The 13144-nt window shown below is 70.0% G+C and carries 14 protein-coding genes; 6 read left to right on the top strand and 8 right to left on the bottom strand.

Annotation, left to right across the window (positions count from 1 at the left end):
• Window positions 1-112 precede the first annotated feature (112 nt).
• Entirely contained in the window at window positions 113-1501 is a 1389-nt protein-coding gene (locus ACFY2X_RS06840; protein ID WP_389933408.1) for a cytochrome ubiquinol oxidase subunit I, read from the top strand.
• A 32-nt stretch (window positions 1502-1533) separates the two neighbouring features.
• Complete coding sequence (gene cydB / locus ACFY2X_RS06845; RefSeq protein ID WP_389933411.1) at window positions 1534-2532, top strand: cytochrome d ubiquinol oxidase subunit II; 999 nt, start codon at window positions 1534-1536, stop codon at window positions 2530-2532.
• A gap of 98 nt (window positions 2533-2630) precedes the next feature.
• On the opposite strand, the gene ACFY2X_RS06850 is transcribed toward cydB, so the two are convergent.
• Together ACFY2X_RS06850 and ACFY2X_RS06855 are read right to left on the bottom strand one after the other, a co-directional pair.
• Window positions 2631-3092, bottom strand: coding sequence for a universal stress protein (locus ACFY2X_RS06850; RefSeq protein WP_389933414.1), 462 nt, complete (start codon window positions 3090-3092; stop codon window positions 2631-2633).
• A 250-nt stretch (window positions 3093-3342) separates the two neighbouring features.
• Complete coding sequence (locus ACFY2X_RS06855) at window positions 3343-3942, bottom strand: HPP family protein (RefSeq protein WP_389933416.1); 600 nt, start codon at window positions 3940-3942, stop codon at window positions 3343-3345.
• A 334-nt stretch (window positions 3943-4276) separates the two neighbouring features.
• Here ACFY2X_RS06855 and ACFY2X_RS06860 point away from each other — a divergent pair, with 334 nt between their 5' ends.
• Entirely contained in the window at window positions 4277-5458 is a 1182-nt protein-coding gene (locus ACFY2X_RS06860; RefSeq protein WP_389933418.1) for a globin domain-containing protein, read from the top strand.
• A gap of 92 nt (window positions 5459-5550) precedes the next feature.
• Here ACFY2X_RS06860 and ACFY2X_RS06865 read toward each other — a convergent pair whose 3' ends face one another.
• Complete coding sequence (locus ACFY2X_RS06865; RefSeq protein ID WP_389933421.1) at window positions 5551-6471, bottom strand: LysR family transcriptional regulator; 921 nt, start codon at window positions 6469-6471, stop codon at window positions 5551-5553.
• Window positions 6472-6548: 77 nt separating this feature from the next.
• Between ACFY2X_RS06865 and ACFY2X_RS06870 the strand changes: the two genes are divergently transcribed.
• Entirely contained in the window at window positions 6549-7241 is a 693-nt protein-coding gene (locus ACFY2X_RS06870; protein WP_389933424.1) for an aspartate/glutamate racemase family protein, read from the top strand.
• 60 nt (window positions 7242-7301) lie between these two features.
• Here the strand turns inward: ACFY2X_RS06870 and ACFY2X_RS06875 are convergent, their stop codons facing one another.
• Both ACFY2X_RS06875 and ACFY2X_RS06880 read right to left on the bottom strand, forming a co-directional pair.
• The gene (locus ACFY2X_RS06875) at window positions 7302-7763 is read right to left on the bottom strand and encodes an ATP-binding protein (RefSeq protein ID WP_389933428.1); all 462 of its coding nucleotides are present in this window, start codon (window positions 7761-7763) and stop codon (window positions 7302-7304) included.
• 125 nt (window positions 7764-7888) lie between these two features.
• Entirely contained in the window at window positions 7889-8590 is a 702-nt protein-coding gene (locus ACFY2X_RS06880) for a DUF3152 domain-containing protein (protein ID WP_389933431.1), read from the bottom strand.
• A 225-nt stretch (window positions 8591-8815) separates the two neighbouring features.
• Between ACFY2X_RS06880 and ACFY2X_RS06885 the strand changes: the two genes are divergently transcribed.
• Complete coding sequence (locus tag ACFY2X_RS06885; protein WP_389933434.1) at window positions 8816-9886, top strand: class I SAM-dependent methyltransferase; 1071 nt, start codon at window positions 8816-8818, stop codon at window positions 9884-9886.
• 47 nt (window positions 9887-9933) lie between these two features.
• Here ACFY2X_RS06885 and ACFY2X_RS06890 read toward each other — a convergent pair whose 3' ends face one another.
• On the bottom strand, window positions 9934-10476 hold the full coding sequence (locus ACFY2X_RS06890; protein ID WP_389933437.1) for an RNA 2'-phosphotransferase: 543 nt from the start codon (window positions 10474-10476) through the stop codon (window positions 9934-9936).
• A 128-nt stretch (window positions 10477-10604) separates the two neighbouring features.
• Here ACFY2X_RS06890 and ACFY2X_RS06895 point away from each other — a divergent pair, with 128 nt between their 5' ends.
• Window positions 10605-11468 carry a hypothetical protein gene (locus tag ACFY2X_RS06895; protein ID WP_389933440.1) on the top strand — a complete coding sequence of 288 codons (864 nt, stop codon included), beginning with the start codon at window positions 10605-10607 and terminating at the stop codon, window positions 11466-11468.
• Window positions 11469-11483: 15 nt separating this feature from the next.
• Here the strand turns inward: ACFY2X_RS06895 and ACFY2X_RS06900 are convergent, their stop codons facing one another.
• Both ACFY2X_RS06900 and ACFY2X_RS06905 read right to left on the bottom strand, forming a co-directional pair.
• Complete coding sequence (locus tag ACFY2X_RS06900; protein WP_389933442.1) at window positions 11484-11927, bottom strand: type II toxin-antitoxin system PemK/MazF family toxin; 444 nt, start codon at window positions 11925-11927, stop codon at window positions 11484-11486.
• A 20-nt stretch (window positions 11928-11947) separates the two neighbouring features.
• The gene (locus ACFY2X_RS06905) at window positions 11948-12970 is read right to left on the bottom strand and encodes an alanine racemase (protein WP_389933445.1); all 1023 of its coding nucleotides are present in this window, start codon (window positions 12968-12970) and stop codon (window positions 11948-11950) included.
• Window positions 12971-13144 lie beyond the last annotated feature (174 nt).

Genomic DNA, 13144 nt, shown 5'->3' on the forward strand with positions numbered 1-13144 from the left:
GGTTCGGCCCGCGCGATAGGACCAAGGTCCCTCCAAGCCGGGTCCGCCGACCCTACGGCGGGTCCGCCCGTCCCAAGGACCCTTGGGGGACCCTTGTTGACTTGGAGCGCCCATGGACGTCTTGGACCTGTCTCGCTGGCAGTTCGGTATAACGACCGTCTACCACTTTCTCTTCGTGCCGCTGACGATCGGTCTGTCGATCATCGTCGCCGGATTCCAGACGGCCTGGTACCGCACCAGGAAGCCCGACTACCTGCGGCTGACCAAATTCTGGGGCAAGCTTTTTCTGATCAACTTCGCGATGGGCGTCGTCACCGGCATCGTGCAGGAGTTCCAGTTCGGGATGAACTGGAGCGACTACTCGCGCTTCGTCGGCGACGTCTTCGGCGCCCCGCTGGCCATGGAGGGGCTGATGGCCTTCTTCCTGGAGTCCACCTTCCTCGGGCTGTGGATCTTCGGCTGGGACAAGCTGTCACCCAAGCTCCACCTGGCGGCCATCTGGCTGGCCGCGATCGGCACGAACATCTCCGCCTACTTCATCCTGGCGGCCAACTCCTGGATGCAGCACCCGGTCGGATACCGGCTCAACCCCATCACCGGCCGGGCCGAGCTGACCGACATCTGGGCGGTGCTCACCAACTCCACCACCCTGGTGACGTTCCCGCACGTGATCTTCGGTGCGTTCGTCACCGCCGGCGCGTTCGTCCTCGGAGTGAGCGCCTGGCAGCTGGCGCGCAAGAAGGACGTCGAGCTGTTCCGGATCGCCGCCCGCACGGCGATGGCCGTCACCCTGGTCGCCTCCGTCGGAGTCGCCCTGTCCGGCCACTGGCAGGCACAGATCATGACCGAGCAGCAGCCGATGAAGATGGCCGCCGCCGAGGCGCTGTGGGAGGACGAGACCTCCGCCGGCTTCTCCGTGTTCGCCGTCGGTGACGTCGAGAACGGCCGCAACCACATCAACCTGCAGATCCCGTACGGCCTGAGCCTGCTGTCGACCAATACGCTGGACGGCCGCGTCGAGGGCATCAACGACATCCAAGCCCGCTACGAGGCCACTTACGGTCCGGGCGACTACAAGCCCGTCGTGGGCATCGCCTACTGGTCCTTCCGCCTGATGATCGGCTTCGGGGCGCTGGCCGCGCTGCTCGCGCTCGCCGCCCTCTGGGCGACCCGGCGCGGACGGCTGCCGCGGAACCCGTGGTTCTACCGGCTGGCGATCGCGGGTATCGGCCTGCCGTTCCTGGCCAACTCCCTGGGGTGGATCTTCACCGAGATGGGCCGCCAGCCGTGGACCGTCTTCGGGATCATGCGCACCGCCGCCGCGGTCTCACCCGGCGTGGACATCACCGAGGTCGCCATCACCCTGGCCGGTTTCACCCTGGTCTACGCCGCGCTCGCGGTCATCGAGATCCGGCTGCTGCTGAAGTTCATCCGGATCGGCCCCGACGCCGAGGGCGAGCCCGACCACCCCGCCGACACCGCTCCGGCCCTGGCCTACTGACGTTCTCGCCCTGTCTTACCGAAGGAGTAGCTGTGGAGCTGACCACAGTCTGGTTTCTGCTGATCGCCGTGTTGTGGACCGGTTATTTCGTGCTGGAGGGCTTCGACTTCGGCGTGGGCATCCTGCTCCCGCTGCTGGGCCGGGACGAGCTCGACCGGCGCACCCTCGTCCAGACCATCGGGCCGGTGTGGGACGGCAACGAGGTCTGGCTGCTCGTGGCCGGCGGCGCGACCTTCGCCGCCTTCCCCGAGTGGTACGCGACCCTGTTCTCCGGCTTCTACCTGCCGCTGTTCCTCATCCTGCTGGCTCTCATCGTGCGCGGCGTCGCTCTGGAGTACCGCAACAAGAGCGACAGCTCGCGCGGCTGGGACCGCGCCTTCTTCTGGGGATCGCTCGGCCCGGCCTTCCTGTGGGGCGTGGCCTTCGCCAACATCGTGCGCGGGGTCCCGCTGGACGCGGACCACGAATACACCGGCTCGCTGCTCACCTTGCTCAACCCTTACGCCCTGCTGGGCGGCCTGGCCGCGCTCACGCTCTTCACCCTGCACGGCGCGCTCTTCGTCCAGCTGAAGACCGAGGGGGAGCTGCGGGAGCGCGCCGCGCGGCTGGTTCGCACGCTCGGCCCGGCCGCGCTGGTCGTCGGCGGCTTCTTTCTTGTGACGACCCAGCTGATGGTGGGCAAGCCCGTCACCTGGGCCGCCGTGGCGGTGGCCGCCGCGGCGATCGCGGGCGCCCTGGTCGCGACACTGCGCGGGCGTGACGGCTGGGCGTTCGCGGCCAACACGGTGGCCATCGTCGCGGTCACCGTCACCCTGTTCGCCGGCCTGTGGCCCAACGTGATGCCCGCGCTCGACCCGGCCAACAGCCTCACCGTGGACAACGCCGCCTCCACCCCGTACACGCTCACGGTGATGACCTGGGTCGCGGCCCTCTTCACGCCCGTGGTGCTCGCCTACCAGGGCTGGACGTACTGGGTGTTCCGGCGCCGTCTCGTCCGGCCGCTCGGCGACGGGCAGACGGCCCGCGGCTGAAGCCTGGGCCCGCGTCCCTTCACCGGCTTGGTTCCCAGCCACGTCGCGGTGCGCGGGCACCGGCTCGGTCGTGTTTTCTCGGGTGGCACCGAGTCGCGCTATCGACGGCAGGCCAGGGTGCGGGCGGGCAGCCGGACCGTCCATGACATGCGGCCAGGCAGGTCCGGGGACGAGCAGACCAGGACGGGGCAGTGGCAGCCGCGCAGGACCGCCGCGATCGTCGAGCCGTCGAAGGGCGGACGCTCGAACGCGGCTCCGATCAGCAGCAGGTCCGCCTTCTCGGCGTGATCGATGATCGCGTCGGCGGGGTCGCCATGAACGATCACCGTGCTGGCGGCCACGGCCGGTTGCCGCCGAAGGGCGACCTCGACGAGCGTGCTCATCATCGCCTCGCCCGCGACCCGGTGAACCTGGTCGCCGGCCGCCGTCTCCGGAACGGCGTGCACGACGACCAGCTCCGCCCCGGACGAGACCGTCTCCGCCACTCCTCGGTGAAGCGCGGCGATGGAGTTGGGAGAACCGTCGAGGGCGACGACGTGACGCCGGTGGGAGGAGGGCATCGCGAGGGGCTCCGTTCGGTGGGGGTGAGAGGTACGCGAGTCACTCTGGAGGCTCCGATGGATCGTTCCCAGAGCCTCAAGACCTCCACATGCCCGCCATTGGTCCCGAAACGGAGATAGCCCTCATGTGGCGGCGCGGGGCCGAAGGTTCTCACCTGGGACGACAGTTCGCTCCGCGCCCGCGCGCCCTCCCCGGCCTTCACGGAGGGAAGAGCGTGCGGGCCGCGGCGGGGTGGCCTTGTCCGCGGCCTCATCCGTCCAGGTGCCGGACCCGGATGATGCCGGGGACGGTGCGGGCGAGCAGATCGGCGATCTGGTCGGCGTGCTCGCCGTAGTGGCCGCGCAGCTCCGCCACCCCGTCGCGGACGACCACGTCCCAGCTCGGGCCGCCGGGGTACTGCTCGCTCAGCGCGGAGATCACGTCGGTGCGCAGTTCCTCGTCCGGCCTGGCGAGCATGGTCAGCAGGTCGCGCCGGCTCACCATGCCGACCACGCGGCCGTCCCTGACGACGGGCACGCTTTTGATCCGCTTGCACACCATCAGATCGATCAGCGTCACCACGTCGGTCGTCTCGGTCACCGTCACCACCTCGGGCGTCATGACCTCCTCGACCCGTAGCGGCACACGGCCGCCATGGCCGAGCACCGCGCGGGCACTGGCCCGGGGGTCGCGCTGGAACTCCCCGCGCAGCAGGTCCATCTCGCTGACGATGCCGGCCAGGCGGCCCGCCTCATCCAGGACGGGCGCGGTGGTGATGTCGGCCGCATGCAGCGCCCGGACGGCCCGCCGTACCGGATCCGTCCGGCGGATCGTGATGACCGGGCTGGTCATGACCTCCCGGACCAGCATGGCTTCACCCCTTTCCCGCGGTGCGTGTCACCCACGCTCCGTTCCAGTCTGCCGGGCACGCCCGGTATCGGCGGGCCGGCCGCACCCCGGCCGGGCGTCGCCGTGTCGCATCTCCATCCCACTGCCGAGCGGGACGCGGATACAGAGGCCGTAGGTCCCTCATGCCCGGGTCTTTCGGCCACTGCGGGGAAGTGTCGCAAAGCGGTCAGATAGGGGCAGACCTGAGGAGAGATGATCATCCGCCTCGGCGTCCAGGAGTGGCCGAGACCCGCCCCCGGGCCTGTTCTGCTTGCCGGCAAACAAGAAGATCAATTACCAGTTTGGAGAATAGTCAATGCTCTCCCCGGAGTCGGCCGCGATCGTCCGCGACACCCTGCCGGTTGTCGGCGGCGCCATCGAAGAGATCGCTTCGACCTTCTACCGGTCGATGTTCGCCGACAACCCCGAACTGCTGAGGGATCTGTTCAACCGGGGCCACCAGGCCAGCGGTGAGCAGCGCAAGGCCCTCGCCGGATCGATCGCCGTCTTCGCCACCATCCTGGTGAACCACCCCGATGACCGGCCCGACGCCATGCTCGCCCGGATCGCGCACAAGCACGCCTCGCTCGGGGTCACCGCAGACCAGTACCACATAGTTCACAAATACCTGTTCGCCGCCATCGCCGAGGTGCTCGGCGACGCCGTCACCCCCGCGGTGGCCGAGGCATGGGACGAGGTCTACTGGCTGATGGCCAACGCGCTGATCGCCCTGGAGGCCGACCTCTACCGTGAGTCGGGGGAGGGCTGGCTGCGGATGAGGGTGGTCGGGAAGCGGCGCGAGACGCCCGACGCGCTCTCCTTCACCCTCCGGCCCCAGATCCCGCTGTCCTTCAAGCCCGGCCAGTACATCAGCGTCGCGGTCACCCTGCCCGACGGTGCCCGGCAGATCCGCCAGTACAGCCTGTCGTGCGCCCCCGGACACGACGAATGGCGGATCACGGTCAAGCGGGTGCGCGGGGGCGCCACCCCCGAGGGGGAGGTGTCCAACTGGCTGCACGCGAACATCGAGGTCGGCGACACGCTCACCGTCTCCGCGCCCTTCGGCGATCTCACCCTGCCCGAGGGCGACACCCCTCTGCTGCTCGCCTCGGCCGGAATCGGCATCACCCCGATGCTCTCGATGATCGGCCACCTCGCCGCCACGGGCTCCACCCGTCAGGTGACCGTCATCCACGCCGATCGTTCCCCGGCCGACCACGCCCACCGCGAGGAACTCGAGCGGCTGGTCCGGGCATTGCCCGGTGCCACCCTGCACCGGTGGTACGAGGAGGTGGGCGACTGCTCCTGCGAGCCCGCTCCCGGAATCGGCCAGGTCGATCTGACCGGCATCGACCTGCCGGAGGGAACGGTCGCCTACCTGTGCGGGCCGCTGCCGTTCATGCGGAACGTCCGCACGGGTCTTCTCCGGCGGGGCACGCACGCCTCGAACATCCACTACGAGGTGTTCGGCCCCGACCTCTGGCTCGGCCAGGACTGATCGTCAAGCCGCTTGCGAGCAGATCGTCGCGGCACGGGGACCCCGAACCTCGCCGCCGGGACCGTCGTGAGGCGACGTCCGGAGACCGTGACTCACGACGAGCCCGGTGGCGGGGGAGAGGCCGTGTCGTGGATGGCACGTACGGCGCTGCGGACCGCGGGGATGTGATCGGCCTCGCGATGATGGATCAGGTGCAGGGCCCGGGGACGAAGCCCCGCCGCCGCGCGAACGGTGACGCCGGGATTCCGGAAGGCGTCGAGGGCGAGCTGCGGGAGCAGCCCGATCCCCAGGTCACGGGCGATCAGCGCCTGGGTGACCACGTAGTCGTCGGTGCTGTGACGGATGTCCGGGGCGAAGCCGGCGCCCTGGCAGGCCTGGAGCAGGTTCGCGGTGCATCGTTCACAACCCGCGATCCACCGGTCCTCTGACAGCAGCCGCAGGTCCACCGGCCGGCCGGGTGATGTGGCGTGCGCCTGCGGGTGGGAGGGAGGCAGGACCAGCCGCACCGGATCCTCTCCCAGCACGGTCCGCACCAGCCCGGGATGGTCGGCCGGATGCTCTCCCGCGTGGGTGAACGTCATGGCCAGATCCACCTCGCCGGCGGCGAGAAGGCTCAGCGCTTCGGGAGGCTCCGCCTCGCGAAGCCGTACGTCCATGCCGGGATGGCGCTGGGCCAGCAGGCTGATGGCGGCGGGAACGAGTGCGGCGCTGGCGGAGGGGAACGCGGCGAGCCGGACGGTGCCCTCCCGCAGCTGGGCCAGCGCGTTGAGGTCGTCGCCGGCGGCATGCAGCCGCGTGGCGATGGCGTCGGCGTGACCTAGCAGGAGCGCTCCCGCTTCGGTGAGCTGGATTCCGCGCGGGCGGCGCAGCACGAGCGCCATCCCGACCTGGCGCTCCAGATGGCGCAGATGCTGGCTGACCGCCGGCTGCGTCCACCCGAGCGAGCGGGCCGCCCCCGCGATCGAACCGGAATGCGCGATCTGCCGGAAGATGAGCAGGCGGTGGGCGTCCATGCCATAAGTATTGCTTGGGGTCTGTCCAAGAAACACAGGCCTACCTATGAGCTTCACCCATGAGCCACCATGAAGCCATGACACGGACCATTGGCCTGATCGGCGGCATGAGCTGGGAATCCTCCGCCGAGTACTACCGGTTGCTCAACGAGGAGACCCGCAGGCGGCTGGGCGGACATCACTGCGCCCGGAGCCTGCTGCTGACCCTGGACTTCGCCGAGATCGAGGCCATGCAGCGCGCGGGAGACTGGGAGGCCGCCGGGCGGCGGCTCGCCCAGGCGGCCAAGACCCTCGAACAGGGCGGCGCGGAGATGGTCTTGCTCTGCACCAACACCATGCACCGGGTCGCCGAGACCGTCGAGGCGGCGATCGGTGTTCCCTTCGTCCACATCGTCGACGCGACGGCGGAACGGATCACTCGCGCCGGCCTCACGACCGTGGGGCTGCTGGGCACCCGCTTCACCATGGAGATGGACTTCTACCGATCCCGGATGCTCGGGCACGGGCTGGAGATCCTGGTGCCCGACGAGCCCGGCCGCACGCTCGTGCACGACGTCATCTACCGGGAACTCACCCAAGGCCGGGTCGAGGACTCCTCCCGCGAGGCCTACCGGCGGATCATCGCCGATCTGGCCGATCGCGGCGCCCAGGGGGTCATCCTGGGCTGTACCGAGATCACCCTTCTCATCGGCCCCCAGGACAGCGGCGTCCCCGTGTTCGACTCCACCCGCATCCACGTCGAACACGCCGTCGACCTGGCGTTGCGGTGAACGGCGCGGCCCGCGCCGGGGTCCGCTGATCGATCGGGACGCCGAGCCGGACGCCCGATGTCACGGCCAGGCCACCAGCTGGAACCAGACCGACTTGCCGTGGGGTTTGCGCGTCCAGCCCCAGTCGTGTGAGAGGTCGCGGACCAGCTGGAGTCCTCTGCCCGACGACTCCAGGTAGCCCGTTCTCCTCAGCCGTGGCGGGGCCGTACAGGAATCGTGGACGTCCACGGCCATCAACTTCCCCTCACGGCTGACCGTGACGTGGATGGTGCTAGCCGTGGGGACGGCCGCCGCCCCGTGGGTGAGCGCGTTGGTGACGAGTTCGGACACCAGGAGCTCGGCGATCTCCGGAACCTCCTGCGCCGTGTTCCAGTCGGCGGCGGCGTCACGCACGAACCGGCGGGCGGAGGCCACGCATCTCTCCTCGCGCGGTATCCACTTCTCTCCCAGGACGAGGACGGGAGAGGCCGGTGCGCGGTGGTATCCGGCCGGTGCCGAACGAGCGTTGAGAACCTCTGTCATGCCCTCTCCCTGCGGCGGGGACCGGAGAACAGTCTTGACCGGGCCGCTGCACGATCGCTGTACTCGCCGCCGGCAGCCGTGAAGGACCGGTGAAGCGGCAGCTCAGGCACCCGGGGGCGGACACCTCATCGCCGGGGTGACGGCCAGGGGTTGGGGCGGCAGCCGTACAGCGACTTGGTCTGCTGGAGCATCACGGGAGCCCGCCTGCCCGGTCCCGGGCACGGCCTGTGGTCGTGCCCGAGGCCGTGGCCGACCTCGTGGTTGATGACGTACTCGCGGTAGGAGGCGACGTCGCGCCCGTAGCCTCGCGTGCCCGCGTTCCAGCGCATCGCGTTGATGACCGCGCGCCCGCGGTTCCAGCAGGACAGCGCGCCGAAGGTGATCATCGGACGGCATCGCCGGTCCGTCATCGCGGGACTGGACAGCGACACCCTGATCTTCACCGGGCCGCGTCCCACCCGTTTGAACCGGAACCCCCAGCTGCGCCGGTCGTTGAGGATCCGGTGCACCTCGTCGGCGAACTCGCGCGCGTCGAACGGCAGGCCGCGCTCGACCTCGACCAGATACCGGATCACCTTTCCCCTGCGGCCTGCGGGAGGCGGGGACTCGCCGGCGACGACGGCGTAGCGGCCGTTGGCCGACGCCGGAACCGCCACCTTCAGCGGCTGCCGCCGCCCGTTGGCGAGGAGGAACTCCCGCTCGGGTCTCCGGTCCTGGGGCGACGCCGACGGTTCGGGCGGCGGGGTGGGCGTCACCGAGACCTCGGGCAGGGCCACGGCGGGTGGTGCGGATATGTCCGGAACCGGTGCGAGGCGACCGTCCAGCACGGAACTGCCGCTGACCAGGAGAGATACTGAAGTACTGAGGACAAGAAGCCGCAGAACGGGTTTAAGGTCACGACTCTTTACGTTCCTGAACATAGGTCGTAAACCTTATTACTCCGTAGCCCTCACCGATCCTTTTGGATGGTTTTGATCATGTGACAGCGCAGCCAGGGAGTGGCCGACTTTCGTGCCGCCGGTGCCGGAGACCGGCGACGGAACGGAGACGCGATGACGACACAGACGCCGCAGGCATCGATCACGCAGACGGCGGAGGACTTCGCCGACCGCCTGTTGCGCTCCACGCTGGGCGCCGTGGAGGTGCTCTCGATCCATCTGGGCGACCGGCTGGGCTGGTATCGAGGGCTGGCCGAGCACGGTCCGGCCACCGCCGCCGAGCTGACCGCCCGCGCCGGCGGTCACGAGCGATACGCCCGGGAGTGGCTGGAGCAGCAGGCCGCCTACGGCATCCTGACCGCCGGGAAGGACGGCCGCTTCGCCCTCCCGGAGGGCGCGGCGGAGGTGCTGACCGACGAGTCCAGCCTCGCCTACCTCGCGCCGCTGGCCCGGATGATCGCCGGAGCCGCCGCACAGATGCCCGCGCTGGTGCGGGCCTACCGCGACGGCGGCGGCGTCAGCTGGGCGACGTTCGGGACGGACGTGCGAGAGTCCCAGGCCGAGATGAACCGCCCCTGGTTCGAGTACGCGCTCCCGGAGGCCCTTGCCGGGGTGCCCGACCTCGACGCGGTGCTGCGCCGGCCCGGTGCCCGCGTCGCCGACGTCGGATGCGGAGGCGGCTGGTCCACCATCGCCCTGGCCAGGGCCTATCCGCAGGCGTCCGTCGAGGGAGTCGACATCGACGAGCCTTCGATCGAGCTGGCCGTACGCAACGCCGGGGAGGCCGGAGTCGACGTGGCCTTCCACCACGGTGACGCGCACGCCCTCGCCGGGGACTACGACGCGATCTTCGCCTTCGAGTGCATCCACGACATGTCCCAGCCGGTCGACACACTGGTCGCGATCCGGCGGGCGCTCAGGCCCGGCGGGATGGCCGTCATCATGGACGAGGCCACCGGTGAGTCCTTCACCGCACCCGCCGACGACACCGAGCGGCTGCTGTACGGCTTCAGCCTGCTCATCTGCCTGCCCGACGGCATGTCCCATCAGCCTTCCGCGGGCACCGGCACCGTGATGCGCCCCGATGTGCTGCGCGGCTACGCCGTCGAGGCAGGCTTCCGCGACATCGAGATCCTGCCGATCAGCGACTTCGGGTTCTGGCGCTTCTACCGGCTGCTGTCCTGAACGTCCGCGCCGCCGGTGACGGCCCGGAACGGCGTCCGCCCGGGCGGTCAGCCGGGGAAGGATATGTAGGCGGCCGGGACATGGTCGGCGAGCCAGACGCCGTTGGCGCTGAGCCGGAACTCGTGGCCCGCCCGATGCATGTCCCCTGAGCGCACCACCAGCACGACCGCCCTGCCGCGTCGCGCGCCGACGCGGGTCGCCGTCTCGCGGTCGGGGGACAGATGGACGGCGTGCCGGCTCATCGGCCGCAGCCCCTCCTCCCGGATGGCCGTGAGGTAGGCGCCCACCGTGCCGTGGAAGAGGACCTCGGGCGGCTCCACCACCGGGAGGTCCAGATCGACGGCGATGGAGTGTCCCTGGTTGGCGCGGATCCGGTCGCCGTCGACGGTGAAGCGCTGCTTGTCGTTGCCGGCGACCACCTGCGCGAGTTCGTCGCGGGTGATGGCGAAGCCGTGCCGCCCGGCGGCCTCCAGCAGGGCGCCGATCTCCGCCCAGCCCTGCGGGTCGAGGGTCAGCCCGATGCGCTCGGGCTGGTGACGCAGGTGCTTGGAGAGGTATTTGGACACCCGGATGAGTCGTCTGCCGTCCATGGAACTCCAGCATGCTGGCCTGCCCGGCCGTTTTCCAACGGGTTTGCGAGCGGTGTCCCCTCGGGAGGCCACGCCACCGGTGTCCCCATGAGGGAGGAGCGGGTGCCCCGGATGGGTACATGTACCCCATGGGGTGTTGGATCCACTGGCCCGATGTCGTGGATCGGGCCCGCGAGATCGTCGTCGGGTACGACGGTGACGTCACCCTGCGGCAGGTCCACTATCGCCTGGTCGCCGCAGGGTTGATCCCGAACACCCTCGCGACGTACCGCGGGCTGTCCGCACGGCTGACCCAGGCCTGGCGAGAGGATCGCTTCCCCGGCCTGGTCGACACCCTGCCCAGGACGCAGGTGCCCCGGACCTGGCCCGACGCGGGAGCCTTCCTGGCCGACGCCCCGGACTGGTTCCGCCTGGACCGCACCCGCGGCCAGGAGCACGCCGTGTACGTGGCGGCGGAAAAGGACACGCTCCGGCTGATGTTCGCCGACTGGCTGGCCGACTTCGGCATCCCCGTGCTGATGGTGCGCGGGTTCGCCGGTCAGCGCTCCGCCGACGTCGTCCGGAACCGCACGAGCACCGACCCGCGACCGCCGGTGCTGCTCTATGTGGGTGATCTCAACTGCTCGGCGGCCGACATGGAGCGGGACTGGGTGACCCGTACGGGGCACTGGGCCCACATTGAGCGGGTCATGCTCACCTACGCGCAGATCCTTGCCTACGAGTTGCCGGCGGCGGAGGGCAACCGTGACGATCCCCGCTGGCCCCGCTTCGCCGCGCGGTACGGCCTCAACGTCGACGACCCGGTGCAGTGGGAGGTCGAGGCCCTCGATCCGACCGAGCTTCAGCGTCTGGTCATGGCCGCCGTCCACCCGTACGTGGACCGGGCCGTTCTCGCGGCGGTGCTCACCGACGAAGCGCGGCAGCGCCGCGCGCTGGACCTCTTCGTAGCCCGGTGGCCGGATGCTCGCGGCGGACGCGGCGAACAGGGCTGACTGCCCGCCGACGGCTCACGAGCCGTCGGCGGCCCAGCCGTGGATCCTTCTCAGGACGGCGGCGACGCGGGCGAACCGGTCGCGGTCCAGGATCGCCCCCTCACGCCGGATGTCGTCCTCGCCGAGCTCGAAGATCCGGTCCAGGCGAAGACGGGAGACCCGGTTGTCCCGATCCCAGAGACCGGAGCCGAGCTCCAGCCACTCGCTGGGATCGTCGTCGCCGTGGCTGGACAGCATCATCGCGAGCAGTCTTCGCCCGTGACGACCGACGACCAGCAGCGGCCGGTCCTTGCCTCGGCCCGGGTCCTCCTCGTAGGGGACCCAGGCCCAGACGATCTCACCGGGATCGGCGAGACCGTCCAGGTCGGGGGAGTAGTCGAGGGTCGCCGCCCGGTCCACGCCGTAGACTTCCCGGACCGCGCCACGGGCCGGTCGCGGGTCTTCGCCAAGATCGCGCATTGGGGCATTTTAGCTGGTGGTCATGCCACCCTGCCGCGAGCGGCGATCGGCAGCTCTTGGACGACCTCGCCGCCGCGCGTCCCGGCGGCCACGTCGAACAGGTTGACCACGGGACAGATGTGGAACGGGATCAGCTCCAGCCGGTCACCGATCTGGGGGCCCTCGCCGTACCAGACGCCGTGTTCGTCGCTGAGGAAGGCGAGTGTCAGGTCCGGCCGCCCGGCGACGGCTGTGCCCTCACCGGCACCCAGGGTCTTCGACCCCGCGTCGACCACGAACCGGTCCGGCGCGGGCCGCGCCACCACGGTCGTGACCACGCGCGCGGCCACGGTGTCCTCGGTCGCCGCGCCCGCGCGGATCGTCATCCCGTCGTTGAAGACGTATGCCCCCGGCCGGATCTCGGTCACGCCGGGTACGGCCGCGGCGTGCCTGGCCGTCGGCGTCGAGCCGACGCTGATCTCCCGCAGGCCCAGGTCCCGGCAGAGGCCGGCGGTCTCCACGAGGGAGGAGACCTCGTGCACGGCCGCCGCGCGGGGGTCGGCGGCCCGGTAGGAATGGCCCGCGTGGGTCAGCAGTCCCACGACTTCGATGCCCGGTATCCGGGCGATGTCCCTCACCAGCCGCGCGGTCGGTTCGCCGGGTGGGCGCCCAAGCCGGCCGAGCCCGGTGTCGACCTCGACCAGGACCTCGATGCCGCCGAGCGCCGAGAGCCCCTCGGCCACCTCGACCGAATCGAGGCTGACCCTTACCCTGGCCCGCTCCCGCAGGGCGCGCAACCGGTCCAGCTTGAGCGGCCCCACCACGGGATAGGCGAGCAGGATGTCGTCGAAACCCGCGTCGGCCATCACCTCGGCCTCACCGAGCTTGGCGCAGGTGATCCCGGCCGCTCCCGCGTCGAGCTGGAGCCGGGCGAGATCGGGCATCTTGTGGGCCTTGGCGTGCGGGCGCAGCCGTACGGCGTGCCGCTCGGCCACGGCGGCCATCTCGGCGATGTTGGCTTCCACGATGTCGAGGTCGACGACGAGGGCTGGGGTGTCGGTCATGCGGTGACCCTAGAGCATTATCTGCATAGCGGACTATCATTCCACAATGCGGAAATTTTTGGATTTGGTGTCCTCGCTGCGACCGGGGAACCCTTGACCGTTTCGATGGATGGCTGTTAGCTTGGCCAGAATTCGGAAAGCAATTCCGTATTGCGGAATTCTCGCCCTCAGGGG

The sequence above is a fragment of the Streptosporangium sp. NPDC000396 genome (assembly GCF_042898655.1).
GTDB lineage: Bacteria > Actinomycetota > Actinomycetes > Streptosporangiales > Streptosporangiaceae > Streptosporangium.